Annotated in this window: 17 protein-coding genes and 1 pseudogene; 7 read left to right on the plus strand and 11 right to left on the minus strand. The window is 60.6% G+C overall.

Annotated elements, in window-relative coordinates; genetic code table 11:
• Positions 1-139 precede the first annotated feature (139 nt).
• Positions 140-1,813, plus strand: a complete 1,674-nt coding sequence (locus ACYVRU_RS03395) for an FAD-dependent oxidoreductase (RefSeq protein ID WP_270356826.1) — start codon at positions 140-142, stop codon at positions 1,811-1,813.
• A 39-nt stretch (positions 1,814-1,852) separates the two neighbouring features.
• Here the strand turns inward: ACYVRU_RS03395 and ACYVRU_RS03400 are convergent, their stop codons facing one another.
• Together ACYVRU_RS03400 and ACYVRU_RS03405 are read right to left on the minus strand one after the other, a co-directional pair.
• A complete protein-coding gene (locus ACYVRU_RS03400) occupies positions 1,853-2,536 on the minus strand; it encodes a hypothetical protein (RefSeq protein ID WP_461185715.1) in 684 nt (227 codons plus the stop codon).
• A 91-nt stretch (positions 2,537-2,627) separates the two neighbouring features.
• Positions 2,628-3,491 (minus strand): Rossmann-like domain-containing protein, encoded by an 864-nt coding sequence (locus ACYVRU_RS03405; protein ID WP_461185716.1) that lies wholly within the window; start codon positions 3,489-3,491, stop codon positions 2,628-2,630.
• A 216-nt stretch (positions 3,492-3,707) separates the two neighbouring features.
• On the opposite strand from ACYVRU_RS03405, the gene ACYVRU_RS03410 reads away from it, so the two are divergent.
• From ACYVRU_RS03410 to ACYVRU_RS03420, 3 genes are read left to right on the plus strand one after another with little or no spacing between them, the layout of a single operon-like run.
• Positions 3,708-4,688, plus strand: a complete 981-nt coding sequence (locus ACYVRU_RS03410) for a FecCD family ABC transporter permease (protein ID WP_302222730.1) — start codon at positions 3,708-3,710, stop codon at positions 4,686-4,688.
• Positions 4,685-5,470: an ABC transporter ATP-binding protein gene (locus ACYVRU_RS03415; RefSeq protein ID WP_418914770.1), complete on the plus strand. Its 786-nt coding sequence runs from the start codon at positions 4,685-4,687 to the stop codon at positions 5,468-5,470. Before ACYVRU_RS03410 ends, ACYVRU_RS03415 begins: the two co-directional genes overlap by 4 nt.
• A gap of 33 nt (positions 5,471-5,503) precedes the next feature.
• Complete coding sequence (locus ACYVRU_RS03420; RefSeq protein ID WP_461185717.1) at positions 5,504-6,673, plus strand: ABC transporter substrate-binding protein; 1,170 nt, start codon at positions 5,504-5,506, stop codon at positions 6,671-6,673.
• Positions 6,674-6,792: 119 nt separating this feature from the next.
• Here the strand turns inward: ACYVRU_RS03420 and ACYVRU_RS03425 are convergent, their stop codons facing one another.
• The 5 genes from ACYVRU_RS03425 to ACYVRU_RS03445 all read right to left on the minus strand — a co-directional run bounded on the left by ACYVRU_RS03425 (position 6,793) and on the right by ACYVRU_RS03445 (position 11,676).
• Positions 6,793-8,052: an ammonia-forming cytochrome c nitrite reductase subunit c552 gene (locus ACYVRU_RS03425; RefSeq protein WP_114538977.1), complete on the minus strand. Its 1,260-nt coding sequence runs from the start codon at positions 8,050-8,052 to the stop codon at positions 6,793-6,795.
• Between the two features lie 152 nt (positions 8,053-8,204).
• Entirely contained in the window at positions 8,205-8,948 is a 744-nt protein-coding gene (locus tag ACYVRU_RS03430; RefSeq protein ID WP_173114898.1) for a response regulator transcription factor, read from the minus strand.
• Entirely contained in the window at positions 8,935-10,458 is a 1,524-nt protein-coding gene (locus ACYVRU_RS03435) for an ATP-binding protein (protein WP_461185718.1), read from the minus strand. Before ACYVRU_RS03435 ends, ACYVRU_RS03430 begins: the two co-directional genes overlap by 14 nt.
• 130 nt (positions 10,459-10,588) lie before the next feature.
• Positions 10,589-11,143, minus strand: coding sequence for a flavin reductase family protein (locus ACYVRU_RS03440; protein WP_114538974.1), 555 nt, complete (start codon positions 11,141-11,143; stop codon positions 10,589-10,591).
• A gap of 131 nt (positions 11,144-11,274) precedes the next feature.
• Positions 11,275-11,676, minus strand: a complete 402-nt coding sequence (locus ACYVRU_RS03445; RefSeq protein WP_114538973.1) for a pyridoxamine 5'-phosphate oxidase family protein — start codon at positions 11,674-11,676, stop codon at positions 11,275-11,277.
• 127 nt (positions 11,677-11,803) lie between these two features.
• On the opposite strand from ACYVRU_RS03445, the gene ACYVRU_RS03450 reads away from it, so the two are divergent.
• Complete coding sequence (locus tag ACYVRU_RS03450; protein ID WP_114538972.1) at positions 11,804-12,343, plus strand: winged helix-turn-helix transcriptional regulator; 540 nt, start codon at positions 11,804-11,806, stop codon at positions 12,341-12,343.
• Between the two features lie 348 nt (positions 12,344-12,691).
• Here ACYVRU_RS03450 and ACYVRU_RS03455 read toward each other — a convergent pair whose 3' ends face one another.
• The 4 genes and pseudogenes from ACYVRU_RS03455 to ACYVRU_RS03470 form a co-directional block, all read right to left on the minus strand.
• Positions 12,692-13,549 (minus strand): pyridoxamine kinase, encoded by an 858-nt coding sequence (locus ACYVRU_RS03455; protein WP_114549348.1) that lies wholly within the window; start codon positions 13,547-13,549, stop codon positions 12,692-12,694.
• Between the two features lie 114 nt (positions 13,550-13,663).
• Complete coding sequence (locus tag ACYVRU_RS03460; protein ID WP_114549349.1) at positions 13,664-14,725, minus strand: nucleoid-associated protein; 1,062 nt, start codon at positions 14,723-14,725, stop codon at positions 13,664-13,666.
• Between the two features lie 185 nt (positions 14,726-14,910).
• Entirely contained in the window at positions 14,911-15,702 is a 792-nt protein-coding gene (locus ACYVRU_RS03465; protein WP_461185719.1) for a glycoside hydrolase family 25 protein, read from the minus strand.
• Between the two features lie 98 nt (positions 15,703-15,800).
• Positions 15,801-17,530: pseudogene (locus tag ACYVRU_RS03470) on the minus strand (helicase HerA-like domain-containing protein).
• Between the two features lie 81 nt (positions 17,531-17,611).
• Here ACYVRU_RS03470 and ACYVRU_RS03475 point away from each other — a divergent pair.
• Both ACYVRU_RS03475 and ACYVRU_RS03480 read left to right on the plus strand, forming a co-directional pair.
• Positions 17,612-18,136 carry a ferredoxin domain-containing protein gene (locus tag ACYVRU_RS03475; protein ID WP_461185720.1) on the plus strand — a complete coding sequence of 175 codons (525 nt, stop codon included), beginning with the start codon at positions 17,612-17,614 and terminating at the stop codon, positions 18,134-18,136.
• A 159-nt stretch (positions 18,137-18,295) separates the two neighbouring features.
• Positions 18,296-19,705: an RNA-binding domain-containing protein gene (locus tag ACYVRU_RS03480; RefSeq protein ID WP_461185721.1), complete on the plus strand. Its 1,410-nt coding sequence runs from the start codon at positions 18,296-18,298 to the stop codon at positions 19,703-19,705.
• The last annotated feature ends 61 nt before the right edge of the window (positions 19,706-19,766 follow it).

A 19,766-nucleotide genomic window follows, 5' to 3' on the forward strand; every position in this document is an offset into this window, starting at 1 on the left:
TCAAGCCCTCCCCTCCCTGGTCGGGCGGGTAAAACCGCCCGACCGTTTTTTAAACAGCAACAAGCTCAGTGCGGACTTGAGCTCCAAAGGCTTTTGCCGCGCAATCCCACACTTTCATGGAGAAAAGGAAGGAACTGAAATGGACAATAATGGACTTGTAAGCCGCAGAGGGTTTTTGGCAGGTAGCGCCTTCGCGGGAGCCGGCGCCTTGTTCGGCCTTGCAGGATGCGCCCCGCAGACTGCGGATCCCCTAGCAAACACTTCGCCTGAGGCGGGATCGCAAGATTCCTCGGACTGGATCGGAGATGCCCCGAACATCTCCGATGATGAGATTGTCGAAACCATTGACACGGAGTTTTTGGTGATCGGCGCTGGCACGGGCGGTCTTTTTGCGGCCTGCGCTGCTGGAGATGCCGGCATGGAAACCTTCGTCATGGAGAAGTTCAACGGTGGCGTCGTGCGTGACGATCTTGCAGGCGTCAACTCTCGCTTGCAGCAGGAGAGCGGCTATGAAATCGACGCAATTGCTTATTTGCGAGATATGGATCATTACGCTGCGGGCCAATGCAATCTCGCGTTACACAAGGTCTGGCTTGAGCGATCGGGCGAGACCATCGACTGGTACGAAAACGTTCTCTCCTCTTACGGTATCGCGCTTTGGCATGAGGCTGCCGAGGAAAAGCATGAAGTCAACTACCGACATTGGGCTACAGGGCATTCTCCCGCCTGGCCAGTCGATGGATCGCTCGACGGGTTCACTGTGCTGACTGACTACGCAGAGAAGACGGGCCATGTAACGTTCCGCTACCAAACGCCCATGGTGAGCCTCACCGTCGAAAACGATCGCGTGACCGGTGCTATAGGGCAGGGCGCTGACGGCTACATTCGTGTCAACGCAAGCAAGGGCGTTCTTGTATGCACAGGCGGTTACGCCGCGAATCTCGACCTTCTTAAGCAGCTCCAGCCTCACACGACCAGCATTTACGCTTACAACTCAGCGCAGCCAGGCTGTGAGGGAGACGGCATAAAGGCGTGCCTTCGCGTTGGGGCAAAAATGGACGAAACACATTCTAGCATGCTTTTCGACCGAGCAAGCGTTCCCGCCGACTCCCTGGGAGGCGCCGACTGTGGTACTGCCATGGTATTCTGGATGGGAAGCCAACCCTGGTTGAAAGTCAATCTCAATGGCGAGCGCTTCTGCAACGAGTCCGGCACCTATGACTTCATCCTGCACGCCGATGCATCGCAACCAGGAAACATCCACGTGTGCCTCTGGGATGCAGACTGGCAGACCTACGCCCAGCAGTTCGACATGCATGGCTGCTCGCGCATGTTCCCCTTTGATAATGGAGCGGCTCCGAACCTGCCTATCGAAGTGGTGACGGCCATGAACGAGGAGGCACTTAAAGCCGGACACATTCAGCAAGCCGACACCATCGAGGAGCTCGCCGAAAAGCTTGGTCTTCCTGCAGAAGCCCTCGCGGAAACGGTGGAACGAAACAACCAGAATTACGACAACCAGCGCGATGACGACTTCGGCAAGGAACCATTCCGGCTTTCCCCTGTACGCAAACCTCCCTTCTTCGGCGTACGTACCACAGGCGCTTTGCTATGCACCATGGACGGCATCGTGATAAACACCCAAGGTCAAGCACTGCGCGAAGATGGAAGCGCCATTGAAGGCCTGTATGTCACAGGCAACGATTCCGGAGGATACTATTCCATGACTTATCCGAACCTGTCGACCGGCAACGCTTGCGGCAGGACAGTAACTTTCGCACGAATGATTGCTCAGAATCTGGCTGCCCAGTAGCCATCTCGACCAAAACCCGTTTTGTCGAGCCGCTATCCCTTACGCCCCAAACTCACAGGCGGACAGGATAACGGCTCGACCTGTATCATCGGGAGAAATGCGGCAGTGGTCGGGCCATGCTTCGGCGAGGAAGATCTCGGCATCGTCGAGGAGGTAGTCGCGCACGACGGCCAACGCATGGGGAAAGGCGGCCGTCGGGCCTTGGGCGAGGAGGGCCATGGCCGAGGTGAGGCCGCCGCCGCGCCAGATTTCCAAACGGCCCAGCTCGTCTACGATGAGGAGGCCGGGGGCGCGGGAGGGATCCTTCGACTCCGCGCCTTCGGCACTCCGCCCGGAATGCGACTTGGCATCGGTGGGCACCGCCACGCTGGCGCGCACGGCAAGCTCATCAAAGTGGGCGTTCACGCGGTCGATAGCAGCATCATCGATGTGCCAGGCCAACTCCGCCTTCGCCGCTTGGCTCTCTTCATCGAAGGTGCCGTCGGCTCGGGCCAAGTCACCCCGACGGGCGAAAGGGATGCGCTCGCCGCTGGGCAGAAGCACGTTGTCGATGCCCAGCTTCTCGAAGCCGTTCGCATCGGCATGCTCGCCTTCTGAAGGCACCCACTGACCCGGCGCCAGCACGCCGACGCAGGACACCCCGCAATCGGCCAGCTCCGTCACCAGCGATTCCAGCCAGCGCGTCTTCCCAATCTGCACCTCGCCCGTTAAGAGAAACAGCATTCGAACCTCTTCCATTAGCGCATCGCGCACGACCGCACCATCACCGTCTCCGCTGTGCCGCTCCTAGACGATCCTCTGCACGAAACGCCCCCTACGCCTCCGGGTTGCACAGGGCGGCCATCGTGAGGGCCTCGCCGAAGAACTGACCAGCACCGTTCTTCACGGCAAAGCGGGCCTTCTCGGGGTCGGCGACCACGCTACCGGCCAGCATATCCACGCCCCAACGGAATAGGAACGGCGCCATGATCACGCTTGGCCCGACGAACACCGTCGTGGCGTTCGCGGCCAAATCCAACAGGCGCGGAGCCGTCTTGTTGATGAGGGTCACACCAGTCATGAACAAGTAGTCGGCGCCGGGGATCACGTACTCGCAAGCCGGATCGGGCACGTCACCCGCCTGGGAGCACTTGCGCTCGAGCACCGTCAGGCGCGCGTACTCCTCGATGCGTTCCACATGGGGGAAGTGCCCCACCACAACCACACGCGCATCCCCGCCGGCGGCGCTGATCTGCGGGCGGTACATTTCGAAAGCGTCCATCTTGCGAATAGTGCCGTCGGGCACCTCCACCGCCGCATCGTAGGTGCACCCCAACGGGTCCAGCAGCGTGCGCTGCGAGTACCAGGCGTTCAGCGCCGCCACGCCCAGGCTCGCCTCCTCGAAGCACCAGGACTTAGAAAGCTCCGCCACCTCGCGCAGGGACATCCCTCTCAGGTCGCCCGTGTAGCCACGACGCGCGCCGCCGGTGGTGGTGAAGCTCACCCCCATGCCACTGTCGGCTTCCACGTAGGACCAGTGGGTACCCAGACAATAGTCGCGCACCACGACGTCCTCGGGAATGCCGGCGATCAGGTGGTTGTACAGCTTCCAGGGCGTATTCGGCTCGTTTGTGCCGGGAAACGCAATGGCCCCCGTCGCAACCCCCTTCGTGCAGCAGTCTTTCTCGGCGCAACCCATGGCTTTCGTCCTTTCTCAGATGATAGCGACCCGACATTCCGGGCGCTTTTGCTCAGTACTCATCCTACCGAATTGTTCTCTCTTGTAAATCATTTTACTTCATGAATAATTCTCTCTTGTAAATCATTCATGACTGAGAATATAATAGATGCCATGCAAACGAGCACTGTAAAACCCATGCTTCATTCGGCCGCCTCTCGGAGGGCTCGATTTGTCGTGCTGGCCCTTGCCCTCATCCTCATTGGCGCGACCGCGATCTCCCTTTTGCTGGGCCGCTACCCCATCGATCCGGCTCAAGCTGTGGCCATGCTCGTCAACCAGATCGTCCCGCTTGACCCCATCTGGACCGAACAGCAGGTGACGCTCTTCTTCAACGTGCGGCTGCCGCGCATTTTGCTGGCCCTCATGGTGGGATGCTGCCTGGCCTGCGCCGGCGCCGCCTACCAGGGCACCTTCCAAAACCCGCTCGTCTCCCCCGACATTTTGGGCGCAAGCCAGGGCGCCGCGTTCGGCGCGGCCGTGGCTATTCTTCTCGGCGTGAGCTCTTTCACAACATCCCTCTTCGCCTTCGGATTCTCCCTGATCACCGTGTTATTGGTGCTGCTTATCAGCACGCGAGCCCGCGGCAACCACATGATGGTGGTCGTGCTCGCCGGTGTCATGGTGTCGTCACTGTTCCAAGCCGGCGTCTCCTACGCCAAACTGGTGGCCGACCCCACTGACGAGCTGGCCGACATCACCTACTGGCTCATGGGCTCACTCACCGGCGCGAACATGCGCGACATCGGCATGGTGTTCCCCATCATGCTTATCGGCTGCGCTACGCTGTTCGCCCTGCGCTGGCGCATCAACATCCTCACCATGGGCGACGACGAGGCCGCCACCATGGGCGTGAACGCCCGACGCACCCGCATCGTCGTCATCATCGCCGCCACGCTCGTCACCGCCGCGAGCGTCTGCGTCACCGGCATGATCGGCTGGGTGGGCCTCGTCATTCCGCATCTGTGCCGCATGCTCGTCGGCGCCGACTATCGCCGCCTCATTCCCGCATCCATGCTCATGGGCGCCAGCTTCCTGCTCATCGTGGACGACGTCGCCCGCTTGGCCACCACCGCCGAAATCCCCATCGGCATCCTCACCGCTTTCGTGGGCGCGCCGTTCTTCCTGTACCTCATAACGCGGAAGAAGAAGCTATGAGCATCGATGTGACCAACTTGAGCTTCTCCTACGGAAGCCGCGAGATCTTGCACGACCTTTCGTTTTCCATTCCCGACGGGTGCCTCGTGAACGTGCTCGGGCCCAACGGCGTGGGCAAGTCCACCTTGTTCCGCTGTATCCTGGGGCTTTCCCCGCACTATAGCGGCACGATTCTGGTGAACGGGAAGGATCTGCGCGCGCTTTCGGTGCGGGAGCGCGCTCGCGAGATCTCCTACATTCCCCAGTCGCACGCGCCGGTGTACGACTACGAAGTGGTCGACGTGGTACTCATGGCCACGGGCAACGACCTGAAGATGCTCGCCACGCCCGGCGAGGCCCAGCTGCAGCGAGCCCACGAGGCGCTGGCCCGCATCGGCATCGAGCACTTGGCCCATCGCACCTACACGCAGATATCCGGCGGCGAGCAGCAGCTCGTGCTCATCGCTCGGGCGCTCGCGCAAAACGCCCAGACCATCATCATGGACGAGCCCACGAGCGCGCTTGATTACGGCAACACCATGCGCGTGCTGTCCTGCGTGCGGCAGCTGGCCCGCGAGGGGCTCTCCATCGTGCAATCGACCCACAACCCCGACCACGCCTTTCTCTATTCCGATGCCACCATGGTGCTTTCCGAAGGCGCCCTTGCGGCGTTCGGCGACCCCCGCGAAGTCATCACCTCCGAGCTCATCAGCGAGCTGTACGGCATCGAGGTGGAGGTCAATTCCCTTTATGGCGACAAGGTGCGCGTCTGCGTGCCCGTACGCGAGATAGAACGCCAGTAGAACCTGGCACCCCTTGGAAGGAAAGGAAAACGAATGCTGAAACCGACGAGGAACAAACGGCGCATCGCGGCTCTGGCTGGAGCGCTCGCCCTGTCCACTTGCTTGGCCCTGGGGCTCGCCGGATGCGCCAACAGTGAGGGTAATGGAGCGGCCGAGCCCACTGCACCGGCCACCGAGCAGGAGGCGAACGCCGACGCCCAGGCCGCTACCGAGGCCGAAAGCGGCGCCATCACCTTCACCGACGACCTCGGGCGCACCGTGGAGCTGCCGGCCCAGATCGACAAGATCTGCCCGTCGGGCTTCACGGCCCAGCAGGTGCTGCTCACCATGGCCCCGGACAAGATGGTGGGCCTGGCCCAGGAGCTCAACGACGACCAGCTGAAGATCTTCGGTGAGAAATTCGCCGACTACCCGGTGTTCGGCGCGGTGCTCGGCGCCAAGGACGACCTGAACCGCGAGGCCGTGGCCGCCGCCGCGCCCCAGGTCATCATCGACACCGGCGAGGCGAAGAAGGGCGCCAAGGAGGACTTGGACGCGCTTCAGGAGCAGCTGGGCATTCCGGTCATCTTCATCGAGGCGAAGCTGTCCGATTACGGCGCGGCCTATGAGCGCCTCGGCGAGCTTCTGGGCATGGAAGAGCGCGGCAGCGAGCTGTCCACCTACTGCACCGACGTGTACAACATGACGGTCACCACTATGGAGAACATTCCCGAAAACGAGCGCGTGCGCATGGCCTACCTGCTGGGCGACAACGGCCTGAACGCCATCGCCAAGACTTCGTTCCAGGCGGCTGTGGTGGACATGGTGGCCGACAACGTGGTCGTGGTTGACGACGTGTCCGGCAAGGGCAACGGCAACGAGATCAGCCTCGAGCAGATCGCGCTGTGGAACCCCGACCTCATCGTGTTCCAGACGGGCAGCATTTACGACACCGTGGGCAACGACCCGGCGTGGAAGGGCATTGCCACCATCGACTCCGGCAACTACTACCAGGTACCCAACGTGCCCTACTGCTGGCTGAACAACCCGCCCACCGTCAACCAGCTCATGGGCCTGCAGTGGCTGCCGCGCCTTCTGTACCCCGATGCCTTCGACGACTCCATCGAAGACGTGACCCGCACGTACTTCCACACCATGTACCACTACGACCTCACCGACGCCGAGCTCGCCGACCTTTTGAAGGACGCCACCGGCAAGGCTTAAGAACCAGCCTCACACCCAATCCGAATGCGAAAGACGCCGAAGGACCGCCATTGCGGCGGCCCTTCGGGAAAGGAGCAGTTTGTCTTTCAGCTACGTGCTTCACGCGCCCCTAGCAAAAGCTAGGCGATCTGAGCCATGCCCTCGGCAATGGCATCGTCGGCCTTCTGTAGTTGCTCAACGCTCTTGCTAAAGTTCATGGCGGCCATGGAACCGTCGGTGGGACGCATCGCGGTGCCCTGGTACAGGAAGTACACGTTAGCGAGATTGTAAGCATCCTTGGCGGCCTGCAGCTTTGTCTCATCGGCGTTGCCAGCGGCCACAACCTCGGCCAGCTTAGCATGGAACTCGTCCAGCTTGGTCTTGGTAGCCTGCTGAATCTGCGCGAGTTCGTCCATCTTGCCCTTGACGAACGTAACCATGGCGTCAGCATCTTCAACGCCCTGGCTCTTGTGGCACGTGAGGCACTTTTCCAGCGCGGCCGGGTTCTCAAGCGGCGATTGCGTCATGTTGTGGTGCGTGTAGGTGGCGCCATCGGCGGCCTCGGTCTGGGGCATATGGCAGTCCGTGCAGGTGAGGCCCATCTTCTGATGGTTGCCGTCCTGGAAGAGCTCCAATTCGGTGCAAGCGTCCGTGAGGTACAGCATCGTATCAATTTCGGGATCAAGCATGGGAACCCCTACCATGCCGGCGCAAATCGTTGTTTCAGTAACTGGATTCGCCTCGTAATACTCTTTCATGGCACGAAGCATCTCTTCAGGCTCGAAGCCATACTTGTATTGATCGATACCCTTGTTCGCATCCTCAAGATAGGCCGCGCCGGGGAACATGGCGTGGCACTGACCGCATACATAGTCCTCCTCGGGGAACAATGCCTTGGCACTCACGGAAGTAGCATCACCATAGGCGTTGCCACCCTCTACTTTACCTTCGCCAGGATCGCCTACGTGGCAATTGGTGCAATTGGACCATTCCATCTCGTAGTCAGAGGCGTTTTTGTCAAGAATCGTCTCGCCTTGCTCATTATAAACCGTTTGGAAGTCCTCACGGGCATGACAGGCGGCGCAAGCCACTGCTGCATCCTCCCCGCCAAACGCCTGCTGACTCGCCCCCGCAAAGGCGTCATAGGTGTGGGCCATCTTCGCTTCCATATAGCTGTTTCCCTGATTGGGATAAGTAGTTACCCACTCAGCGAGCGTCTTTTTGGCCACCTTCTCCGGAGCAGCAGCCTGTTGCTCCGTCTGCTCTTGCTGAACCGGCTCCTGCGCGGCGCCTGTGTCCGCCGTTTGAGTCTGGGCTGCACAGCCAAGGCAGCCGACCAGCGCTACAGCTGCCACCACCGTACCGGCAAGGGCGATTTTTCTCGGTTTTATGGTTTTCATCGCTTCCTCCTCTCATCGGTCGTTCGAACGATGCAACCTTCCAACCTTCTACGAACCATCTTAGAAGAAGCTCAGCCGTAAACCGATACTATTGCGCTTTCGCAATGGGCGTCCTCGCCCTATTGCAATTTTTGCGCAAGCTATAGGCGAGATTATTCCCCAGAGCTGTCCCGCTTCTCGTCTTCCTCATCTGCCAGCCGGTAACCGCAGTGCCATACCGTCTGCACGTAGCGCGGCTCGCTCGGATCCGGCTCCAACTTGGCTCGAATGCGTCGTATGTACACGGAAATGGCGATAGACGAGTCCAGATACTCCTCTCCCCAAATCTCCTCGATAAGATCGCGCTTGCTGTATACCTCCCCCGGATGCGATGCCAGCACCGCCATGATCCTCGACTCCTTGGGAGTAAGCTCGACTCGTTTTCCCGCCAGGCGCACATTCCCCGTGCGCACGTTCACTTCCAGGTCGCCTACGTGGTATAGCTCGCTTTGGGGCGCGGACGCTGCGGCTTCTGCCGCAATTTGCGCGCGACGCAAGAGAGCCCCCACCCGCAACCGCAGCTCTTCTCCGCTGAAGGGCTTTACCAAATAATCGTCGCCGCCAATGCCGTAGCCAATGCGCTTGTCCACGATATCGCCTTTAGCCGTAAGAAACAGCACCGGTGTAGCCCGATCATGCTCGCGAATGCGTTCGCATACCTGAAAGCCGTCGAGAAGCGGCATCATTACGTCGAGAATGATCAAATCGGGCCGCTCATCCCAAAACAGACGCAGCGCCTCTTGCCCATTCCTTGCACGCAGACAGCGATGGCCATCTTTGGCGAGCATCTTCTCAATAGCGCTGCTCGAGCTATTGTCGTCGTCGGCAACGAGGACCAACGCGTCACGACGGCTCATGGTTTCCTCCTTCTCGTGAACACAACGAATCGGCTGAAGGCTCATCGGCCAAGGGAAGCCCCGTATCGGCGGCATCATCGCCTTCCTCGACCTCGTCGGGAATGGCCGGCAGAGGCAGTTCCACCGTAAAGCAGCTGCCTTCTCCTTCCAGGCTTTTCACTGAAACATTGCCGCCCATCATGGTGGAGAAGTTACGCACAATGGACAGACCGAGGCCCGTGCCCCCCTCGCTCGTTGTTTCCGAATGGGGAGCGCTCACGAAACGATCGAAGACATGATCGAGCTGTTCGGCAGGAATACCGCAGCCGTTGTCGCACACGCAAATGACGAACCGTCCTTCTCGATAGGCAAGCTGCAATTCAACCCAACCTCCCGAATCGGTGAACCGCAGCGCATTGTTCACCAAATTCACGACGATGCGACGCAGCACTTCCTCATCACCCAAAAGCAAGGGGGTATCGGGGCTCACCTTCACCTTAAAGGACACATCCTTCTTCTTGGCCAGCGGGCCCATAGTAGCCTTCACTTGGCCAGCTAAATCGTATACGTCGAACTCGTCCTGGGCGAGACTGAGCGTGCCCGCCTCCAACTTGGCCGCATCGAGCACGTTGTTGATCATCGCCAGCAGTACGCGTGCGTTCGTCTCCACTTCATTTACGAGCGCACGGCTTTCTGGCGAGTCATCGGGCATGCGTTCTTTCCATAGCTCCGTAAAAGCGAGAATAGACGACAGCGGCGTTTTCAGCTCATGGGTAATAATGGTAAGGAAGTTCGACTGATCCTCGGCTTCATGGCGCAGCTTCTTGTTCTCGTCAACAATGGGAGCGGTAATCCAGGTACGCAGGCCCAAGGCAAGAACCAAGGTAACCGACCCCATCAGTACGCAGAAAAATACTACCGTGCTGACCAAATCGGCCTTCGCGTCGGCAATGATGGAATCCATGGGCATAACAATGGACACCGCGCCCGCCACGTCTCCTTCGGCCATTCCCTCTTTTGCATAGCCGGTGATATCCTTCTCACCCGCCGGATCACCGTGGCACGGCAGGCATCCATCCTCTATTTCAAGCAGGCCCACATAGCGGAAGACCGAACTGTCTCCTTGATGCTCGAGCCCGTAGCACTCTTCAACGACGCCCTCCTCGAAGGCGGCAAGCGCCTTGCGCTCGAAGTCATCGGGGGCATCCTCGGCGTTACGGGGATTTCCACGAATGTAGCGAATCGAATAGGCAGATCCGGCGGAGAAGCGCTTGGCGATGTCTTTGGCCGCCACCGCGCAATAAATTCCCGAGGTTTCGCCCGTCGCGCGGTTGATCTGCGGCTGGACGGCATCGATGTAATCCCAGGCAGCCCCAATCTCTGCGGACAGCACACGGGCTTCAGCGAGGGCGCGCCGATCGTTCTCAATGCTTTGGGCGTGGTAAAACCAGGCGAGATACACGCACAGCACAAGCACGCTTACCACACCGGCAAGCAGAAAGAACTTTTTTGCAAGGCGACGCCGCTCCAACCAAACCCCTTCTCATGGACTGACGACTGTTCCATTGTAGCGATTCGGCCTTCGCGCTGCGATCTGACAGCTGTTGCAAAATCGCAATAGTCGAACATGAACGTCGAAATACGTTGCGAAGGGGCAGCACCTAGCACCATGCGCCGAGCACATCTTGCGCGCCCAAGCAGCAGTAGTTCTTTTGGGACACCAAAAGCGGATTTGCCGCGACGATATCGTAAGAGGAGCCATCGTCGCTCACAGCGTCATCGGCTGCCGAGACGCTGTCTATAGCGCACAGGTAGAGGTTGCTGCCCTTATAGGAAAAATTCTCCCGCAAGCTGAGTTCATAGCGCAGAGGGCTCTCGCACAGCCGAGGCGCATGCACGTGCTCGGCAGCCTCTAGGGCGAAGCGTGCGATGGCCTTGTCCTTTTCCGCCCCCGAGGCGCGACCAAGGGCCTCTACCGCATCGAACATATCGCGCGACAGCGCGTTGAGAACTAGCGCCCCCTCACGCTCGAAGTTCCGTTTCACCGCCTTATCGCCATCCATGCACAGCGTAACCCCAAGTCCGTCGTCCCAATAGAAGTTCACCCAGCTGACAAGGGCAAGATGGGGCGACTCGTCCTTGTTGTAGGTGCTCGCAGCAAACACCATCATAGGATGCGGAATAAACTGATTCACGGCGAAAGGAGTGATATCCATAGCGACACTTTCTCATACGAGCCGGCGCCCCAACAGCACCGGCTTCTCTCACATCGTTCATGCGTCGAATGGGCTCTCACAGGGGAGGCTAGGTGAAAGCCCGATCCGCTTCCTTTTCTCGATAAAGCAGCCTACAGCTTCACCACCGTGGGCGCATTGCCAGTCATATCGGCAATGGTCGCCTCTCCATCAGTCAGGTAGAACACCTCGAAAATGGGGTTATCCGCCGTCTGGTACTGGTCTTTCAGCATGGGGATGTTCATGCAGGCTTCTTTCACGGCGCGATTGTCCTCGAACACCGCCTTCCCTCCCAAGCGGATCCACCGGAAATCAGGGGTGGACGCGCAAACCTCCACGTACGGATTTTCCTGCATCTCGGCAAACACGGTCTTCTGATTGTTGGTGCCGAACCACAGCTTTCCTTCGTGCTCCATCAGGAACATGAAGGGGCGGCACTTCGCCTTCCCATCGGCACCGACCGTAGCCAGATACTGGACGGGATTTGCGGTAAGGAACTCAACGACTTCCTGCATGGTTCGCTCTCTTTCTCTCGGTTGCGATTTGCCGGAGAGAGTATATAATGCTGTACAGTATTATGGAAAGTAGGAACTATTTTGTTATATAGTTTCATTTTGAATCTATTAAGGTAGGAGCTGTAAAATGACCACGCCTTCTGCTCATTCTCTTCCTCGTTGCCCCGTTGAAGTTACCCTTTCGCTCATCAGTAGCCGCTGGGTGGTGCTTATTTTGCGAGAGCTTATCTACGGAACGCGACGTTTCGGGCAGATTCGCAAGGCCCTCGGCGGCGTGTCGACCAAGGTACTCACGCAGAACTTGCGTACCATGGAGGAGAACGGCCTGCTTACCCGCGAGACCTTCGCCGAAGTGCCCCCTCGCGTAGAGTACACGCTTACCGCCTTGGGCCAAAGCCTGAGACCCGTGCTGCTTTCAATGGTGGAATGGGGCTCTCAGTACGCGCGGCTGCACGAGCATCGGAGCTCGGTGCGCTGCGACACCGGCGAGGTGCTCATAGTGCGTCGCAAGGACGATGCCTACGTTGCTTTAAACGAAGAGGGCGATGAAGTAGCCCGCGTTGTTCCGACGGATGCAACTTGGGAAGCTGAGATTAACAACTCATATCGGACGCACGTAGATGGAGCGGCTCTCATTGCCGCCGCCGAAGTCCTCACACAAGACTAGCATTCGAAAGAGAAGGGCCGCTCGGCGACGGTCAGAGCCTTAACTGGGCAGCGCTCCACCAGCTTCTTGCCACACGTTATGAAGAACTGGGCTTCGCTGCGACGGGCCGAATGGGCGACGAGATAGCCCCTTCCGTGCCTCTCTTCCCTTCAGAACCCAAAATAAGAGAAGGAATAAGTGAATAAGGGAAGAAATAGGGAAATAAGGGAAAAAATAGGGGAAATACAGAGAAGCCTCAATCAGCCCTACGGCATCATTTCGCAAAATAGCGAACCCTTGCGGTAGATGTGCTGCTCTGCAACGCGGCCCACACTCTTCCCGGTGCGAGCCGCGCGAAAGCACGAACCTTTACCCCAGCAGGGCTGTCACCTTCCCGAGCAAAGGCTCGAAGGAGACGCCGCGGTCCTCGAAGTTGGGCTGCTTGGCGGAGATGAGCATGGCGTCGGCCGTGAAGTCGGCGGCGAAGGCCGTGGCCTCGGCCAGGTTCGAGCCGGCCATCACCGCAGCGAGCAGGGTGCTCGCGAACACGTCGCCCGTGCCGTGCAGCATGTAGGGCAGCTTGGCGTTGGTGGTTTCCGTGAAGTCGATGGCGTCGCCCCACACGTAGTTGTGGATGAGGCCGTCGCCGTGCTCGATGCCCTTCAGCACCACGTTCTTCGCGCCGCGCTCGCGCAGCTCCAGGATCATCTCACGCACCGTGGGCTCGTCCACGTCGGCACCCTGCCACTCGCGACCCAAGATGATGGCCGCCTCGGTGAGGTTGGGCGTCAGGATGTCGGCACCGTTGGCCAGCGTACCCATGGCCTCCACCAGCTCCGGCGTGTAGGTGGGGTACACCTTGCCGTGATCGGCCATGACCGGATCCACCACGCGCAGGGCCTTCGGGTAGGTCTCCCACACCTGCTTGATGATGTCTACCTGCTCGGGGGCGCCGAGGAACCCGGAATACACCGCGTCCAATTCCACGCCAATACCCGCCCAGGCAGCCAGATAATCGCCTAGAATGTCGGTGGTATCGTGCATGTACCATCCGGGGAAGGCCGTGTGGCTGGAGAACAGGCCCGTGGGCACCGGGCACACGTCGCAGCCGGCGGCGGACAGCACCGGAATGGCCACGCCCAGCGAGCACTTGCCGTAGCCGCACAAATCGTGGATAGCGGCCACGCGGGGGATGTAGGCGTCTTCGCGTTCGTAGAGGTTCGTCATAAAGTTCCCTTCGAAATCGGCCGACCGCGCGGGCCGGCAAGGGGCGTTCGTTGAATCGTTCCCCATTCTAGCCCTCTTGCAGGCGCACGGCCCTCGGTTTTTCCGATAGACATCCTAGCGGTTCTCGATGGCGCCGATGTTCTTCAGGGCGATCTCGATGCGCCCATCCGGGGTGCTGAAGAACTCGATGAAGTCGGAGTTCTCGCCGTACTCGGCCGGGAAGGTGAGTTCGATGCCCGTGTCGGTGCGAATCTTGTGGCTCTTGGTGACCCGCTTGGCCACGGCTTTTTCCACCACGACGCGCTCGGGCAGGGCGCCCTTTTCCACAGCGGCCTCGAAGCGCTCGGCGACGCGGGGCTGGTCGGCGAACACCTCGCGGCCCAGCTCGCGGGCGTCCACCTCGTCGGATTCCTCGGCATTCTCGGCCACGTAGGCCTTTGCCCGCGAAAGCGCCACGGCCGTGTTGGCGCCGAACTCCTCGGCCACCTCTTCCACCACGGTGGTTACCGCCTGCAGCACTTCGCGGCTGGAAGCTTCCATGGAGCACTGCAGCAGACCATCGGGGATGATCCAGCGTTTCTCGCCAGCAATCTCTCGTTCCTTATCCACGAACCACACGGCCATGTCGTCGGCGGAGATGAGCGCGAAGGATGCCACCTTCTGAGACGGGTTCGGCAGAATGGCGTGATGGCGCGCGATGGTGGTGGCGGTGTCGCCGAAATCGTTGCTGCCCACCTCGTGCATGTAGGCCTGGCGGCTCTCCAGCAAAATGATGGCGAAGTAGCGCGGGCCGCGAGCCTTGTAGGCGGCCTCGGCCTCCTCGTCGGTCATCTCGCGCACCGTCTGATCGGCGTCGCCTTCGAAATCGATGACGAGCAGGTCAGTGGAGGGCGTCTTTTCCATGCGCGACAGCTCGCCGACGACAAACTCGCCGATCTGCTGGGACAGCCCCACGAAATCGCGCTCGCCCCGAAAATAGGAGCGGAGCTCCTCGGCGAACAGGCTGTTCTCCGCGAACGTTCCGCGCTTGCTGTCCAGGTTGCTTAAGGTGCGCTTGGCCTGAGACGCGACGTAGCGCTTGGCGGCCTTGTTTCCGAGATCCATGGGCACCTGCGCGAACACGTTCACGCAGGACACGAAATCGAACACATGCAAAATGGCGTTGTTGATATTCACAGAAGCTCTTTCTCGTGGAAAACGCCGATCTTTCGTCATTTTCAAGCCACGCTCTGACCAGGTAAAACCCTAGTTTTCCCAGCTCAAACACCCTGTTTGAAATGGCTGCAAAATGACGAAAGATCGGTCGGAACCGATCAGATTGCACAACCTATTATAGGGGAGAGATAGGAAAAGGCCATCCGCTAGGGCTCTAGCCACACATTCAAATCGACGTCGGTGGAAATGCCGGGGACGGTGCCGGCGTTGGTGTACTGCCAAATGATGAAATCGAGCGGCGCGGTGGGAGCTTCCACATCGTACTCGGCCAGCCACACCGGATAGGCCGCACGCAAATCGGGCGTGAGGCGCAAAAGATCACGCTGGTTTCCGTAGAGCATGGGCGCGTAGCCGGCCGCAGCGATGGTCTCGCAGAACGCCCGGGCATTGGCGGTCAGCTGGTCGCTGGAAAGATTGTTGGCTCGGGCGCCCTCGATTTCCACGGGCTCGTGGTCGTAGGCGACATAGGCAAAGGTGGCGCCGGAGGCCTCGGTTTCGCGCAGGTTTTCCAGGGCGAACTGGGCCTCCTCGCGAGCCTCGTCCTCGGTCAACGCCTGGGAAAAGAAGTAGGCGCTCACCTGAATGCCCGCCTCCCCGGCACGAATGGCGTTCTGGAAGAAGAACTCGTCGGCGGAAAGCGCGCCTTCCGTGGCACCTCGGTTGCCGATGCGGGCGAAAGCGAACTGCACGCCGGCGTCGGCCACGGCGGCCCAATCGATGTCTTTGCCCTGGTGCTCCGACACATCGATGCCCCAGCGCGAACAGAGCGCATCGTTTTCGTAGTACGCCAGTTTTTCGCCGTCGCGCACGAGGCCGGACCAGTCGTAGGGACTCACGTAGGGCTCGATAGCGGCCACGTCGGCCGACCCCGATGCCGGCCCGCAGCCAACGAGCAGCCCCGCCGCCGCACACGCCACTGCGCACGCCGCACCGGCCACGAAGCGCCGCCGCGTCAACGCTGCAATCCGGGGCGCCCGCGCCCCATCTATGTTGCGGCCATTCAGTATCATGGACCATATTGTACGGCAGGAAAAACCTACTTCCGCAAGTTCCCAAACAACCCCCGCAAAAGTTGCCGGCTCGTCTCGCGACCGATCTGGCCGATGACGGAGCCGACCGTTTTCATGGCCTGCTCGCGTTGCTTCTCGGCAGCTCGGGCGGCGCGCTCGGCTTCTTTCTCGGCCGCCTTCTGAGCGCGCTCGGCCTCCTTTTCGGCAGCTCGAGCGGCCCGTTCCTCCTCCTTGGCCGCAGCCTTGGCAGCTCGGTCGGCCTCGGCGGCCTTCTGCTTCTCGAATTCGGCGCGCTCCTTTTCCAGCTGGGCGCGCTCGGCAGCCAGCGCGTCGGCCTCGGCAGCGGCGCTCTTCTCGGCGGCAAGCTTCTCGTAGGCGCTCTCGCGGTCGATGGCCTCGCCGTACTTCTCCACCAGATGCGCCTGGGCCACGCCGATCGCCTCCAGCGTCGCCGCATCAGCAGCGGCCATGCGGCACTCCGGCGGCAGCACGCGCGCCCGTTCCACCACGCACGGCTGGCCGTCCTCGTTCAAAAGCGACACGAGCGCCTCGCCGGTGCCCAGCTCCAGCAGCGCCTCCGCGGAATCGAAGGCCGGGTTCTCGCGGAAGGCCGCAGCCGCCGCGCGCACCGCCTTCTGCTCGGCGGGCGTGTAGGCGCGCAGCCCGTGCTGGATGCGGTTGGAAAGCTGCGCGAGCACCTCGTCGGGAATGTCGGCAGGCGACTGGCTGACGAAGTAGACGCCGACGCCCTTGGAGCGGATGAGCTTCACCGTCTGCACGATTTTGTCGGTCAGCTCCTTGGGCATATCGTCGAACAACAGGTGCGCCTCGTCGAAAAAGAACACGAGCTTGGGCTTGGGAAGATCGCCGGCTTCGGGCAGAAGCTCGTAGATTTCGCTGAGCATCCACAGCAGGAACATAGCGTACACCTGGGGCGATGCCATGAGTTTCGCAGCATTCAGGATGTTCACCGTGCCCTGGCCCGCCTCGTCAACCACCAGCCAATCGGTGATGTCCAGCGCCGGCTCGCCGAAGAAATGTCGCCGCCCGCATCTTCCAGGGTGAGCAGCGCTCGCTGAATGGCGCCCACCGACTGCGACGACACGCGACCGTAGAGCGTTTCCACCTCGCTGGCATGCTCCGACAGGTAGCCGAGCATGGCGCGCAGGTCCTTCAGATCGATCAGCAGCATGCCGTTGTCGTCGGCCAGACGGAAGGCGATGGCCAACACGCCGCGCTGCACGTCGGTGAGCCCCAGAAGCCGCGCCAGCAGCTCGGGCCCCATGTCGGAAATGGTGATGCGCACGGGAATACCCGCGTCGTCCAGCATGTCCCACAAACGCACATCGCAGCCTCGCGGCTCCCAGCCGTCGGCGCCTAAGGCGGCCGCGCGCTCGCGCACCTTCTCGGCGTCGTCGCCGGGCTGGGCCATGCCGGTGACGTCGCCCTTCACGTCGGCCATGAACACGGGCACGCCGGCCTGGGCGAATCCTTCGGCCAGCACCTTCATGGTGACCGTCTTGCCCGTACCCGAGGCGCCCGCGATGAGCCCGTGGCGGTTTGCCTGGTTCAGCAGCAGATAGCAGGGGTTCTCCCCCTGCGCCACCTTGATCTTGTCGCCTTCGAGCATAGGGGCCTCCTCAGTGGTCGGAGCGAACGTTGCCCCCATAGTACGGGAACACCCTCGCCGCCCGGCCGCACCCCGCCAACCCGTTGGCATACCGTAGCGTTGCCGAGGGTGCTGCCTTTTCGGCATTCTGCAACCGTGAACGAACCCGTCGCAGTAAGATGAAAGGGTGCGGCAACGGAGCCGTTCATTGCGAGGAAGCGAGGCGGCATGATTTACGACGAGCGGGATATTCGGAAGGCGCAGGCGCTGGATATTGCGCAGAAGATGCTGGTGGCGGCACGAACGGCTCCCAAGGGCAAGGGCGTCGATGTCGTGGAATGCGCCGTGGTGGACGGCGACGATTTGGAAGCGCTCGCACGTGCCATGGAGGTCATCGGGCAGGAGCGCAGCCATGCGTTCTTCCTGCGCGACGCCAACTGCGTGCGCCAGAGCCTGTGTGTGGCGCTCGTGGGCACGCTCACCAAACCGCAAGGCCTGAACTGCGGCTACTGCGGATCCTCCACGTGCGCCGAGAAACCGCAGGAGGCGCCCTGCGAGATTAACGCCGTGGACGTCGGCATCGCCCTCGGTGCGGCCGTGTCGCGCGCCCAGGCCTTCGGCGTCGACACCCGCATCGTGTTCTCCGCCGGCCAGGCGGCTTGGAAGCTGGGCCTGCTCGGCGAGGGCGTGGGCCAGGTGTACGCCATCCCCGTGAGCATCAGCTCCAAAAGCCCGTTCTTCGACCGCGGGTAAGATCCTGCGCTTCCATCCGCGCCAACACGTTCCAGAGAAACTGCGCCAGAATCGCGCCATAATCGCGCCATAATCGCGCCAATCGCGCCATAATCGCGCCAATCGCGCCATAATCGCGCCATAATCGCGCCATGGCACGATTCCGAAGGGGTGGTCACCGTGAACGCGCATCAACTGCGAGACATCATCGAAGAGGGAGAGAGCGATCGCATCGAATTCAAGCGTTGCGGCAATCAACCAGAGAAGGATCTTTTTGAAACCATCTGCGCATTCGCTAACACGTTCGGCGGCACCATCCTGCTTGGCGTAGAGGATGATGGCCCCCTCACGGGTGTCAACTCGGCGCAGGTGCTTCCCGTCACGAGAAACATCCTCAACGTCGTCAGCAATCCCAACGCCTTCGATGTACCTGTCTCCTTGGAGTTCGAGCACATCGAGATCGATGATCGCCAAATCATCAAGGTCGACGTTCCCAACAGTCCGCAGATGCACAGCTACAAAGGCAAAGTATACGAGCGGCGCGGTGATGCCGATGTCGTTGTGCGCGGAAGCGCCCCGCTCGCCGAGCTTTGCATTCGCAAGCAGGGAATCTATACCGAACAGCGCATCTTCGAGCATGTGTCCCTCGACGATCTGCGAGAAGACCTCATTGATGAGGCCCGGCAACTCGCCCTTGCGAAGAGGAAAGATCATCCGTGGGGCGCCATGACAAACGAGCAGCTCGTCGAATCAGCGGGACTTTTCGGCAAAGACTATTCAACAGGAAAGCAAGGGTACAATTTGGCGGCCGTCGTTCTTCTCGGAAAGGACGAGGTCATTCGATCGCTGTGCCCCGCCTACAAAACCGACGCACTTGTGCGCCAGCACGACACGGATCGCCACGACGACCGGCTCGTAACAACCACCAACCTCATAGATGCCTATGCTCAAATTGCCGATTTCTGCAGGAAGCACCTTCCCGACCGCTTCCTCATGGAAGGCGACTTTGCCGTCAGCCCCCGCGATACCATCGTACGCGAGCTGGTCGTCAACTGTCTCATCCATCGCGAATTCACCAGCCCCTTCCCGGCGAAGGTCATCATCGACAACGAGGGTATCCGAACCGAGAACGCCAGCCGCGCCTCTTTCGAAGGTCCCTTGGAACCTGACACTTTCTGCCCCCTTCCGAAGAATCCCCTCATCGCTTCCTTCTTCGTGTACATTGGTCTGGCCGAAGAGCTGGGCAGCGGCACGCGCGAGCTGTTCAGGAACTCTCGCCTTTATACAGGACGCGACCCCGAACTGGAAGAGGGCTTGATTTTCAGGGCATTCGTGCCGACCGTTCCTGCGGCTGAGCCGATGGGCGGCACATCCGACAGATACGACGCCCAAGCAAAGAACGCCGATGAAGCCTCAGCTCTTGCCTTGAAACTGGCCGAAAACAGTGGTGGCATGAGAACTGCTGACTTGGTCGGTGCGGGCGTTTCTCGCCGCACGGCCCAGCGCATCATAGGGGAGCTTGTTAGTCAGGGGCTACTTGTCCCGCAGGGCAACGGCCCGAGTCGTGTTTATCGCCGAACCCGTGAGTAGATGCGATCTGAGAAGACGAGGTGCCTGGCCCGCAGCGGCCAACCTTCCCGCGCAAGCAGAA

The organism is Adlercreutzia sp. CNCM I-6216 (genome assembly GCF_977113345.1).

What these genes read in the sequence shown, in the direction of transcription:
- ACYVRU_RS03395 (WP_270356826.1), top strand. Translation starts at nt 140, where the DNA reads ATGGACAATAATGGACTTGTAAGCCGCAGAGGGTTTTTGGCAGGTAGC.
- ACYVRU_RS03450 (WP_114538972.1), top strand. Translation starts at nt 11,804, where the DNA reads ATGACCACGCCTTCTGCTCATTCTCTTCCTCGTTGCCCCGTTGAAGTT.
- ACYVRU_RS03445 (WP_114538973.1), bottom strand. Translation starts at nt 11,676, where the DNA reads ATGCAGGAAGTCGTTGAGTTCCTTACCGCAAATCCCGTCCAGTATCTG.
- ACYVRU_RS03430 (WP_173114898.1), bottom strand. Translation starts at nt 8,948, where the DNA reads ATGAGCCGTCGTGACGCGTTGGTCCTCGTTGCCGACGACGACAATAGC.
- ACYVRU_RS03425 (WP_114538977.1), bottom strand. Translation starts at nt 8,052, where the DNA reads ATGAAAACCATAAAACCGAGAAAAATCGCCCTTGCCGGTACGGTGGTG.
- ACYVRU_RS03420 (WP_461185717.1), top strand. Translation starts at nt 5,504, where the DNA reads ATGCTGAAACCGACGAGGAACAAACGGCGCATCGCGGCTCTGGCTGGA.
- ACYVRU_RS03400 (WP_461185715.1), bottom strand. Translation starts at nt 2,536, where the DNA reads ATGCTGTTTCTCTTAACGGGCGAGGTGCAGATTGGGAAGACGCGCTGG.
- ACYVRU_RS03415 (WP_418914770.1), top strand. Translation starts at nt 4,685, where the DNA reads ATGAGCATCGATGTGACCAACTTGAGCTTCTCCTACGGAAGCCGCGAG.
- ACYVRU_RS03475 (WP_461185720.1), top strand. Translation starts at nt 17,612, where the DNA reads ATGATTTACGACGAGCGGGATATTCGGAAGGCGCAGGCGCTGGATATT.
- ACYVRU_RS03405 (WP_461185716.1), bottom strand. Translation starts at nt 3,491, where the DNA reads ATGGGTTGCGCCGAGAAAGACTGCTGCACGAAGGGGGTTGCGACGGGG.
- ACYVRU_RS03455 (WP_114549348.1), bottom strand. Translation starts at nt 13,549, where the DNA reads ATGACGAACCTCTACGAACGCGAAGACGCCTACATCCCCCGCGTGGCC.
- ACYVRU_RS03440 (WP_114538974.1), bottom strand. Translation starts at nt 11,143, where the DNA reads ATGGATATCACTCCTTTCGCCGTGAATCAGTTTATTCCGCATCCTATG.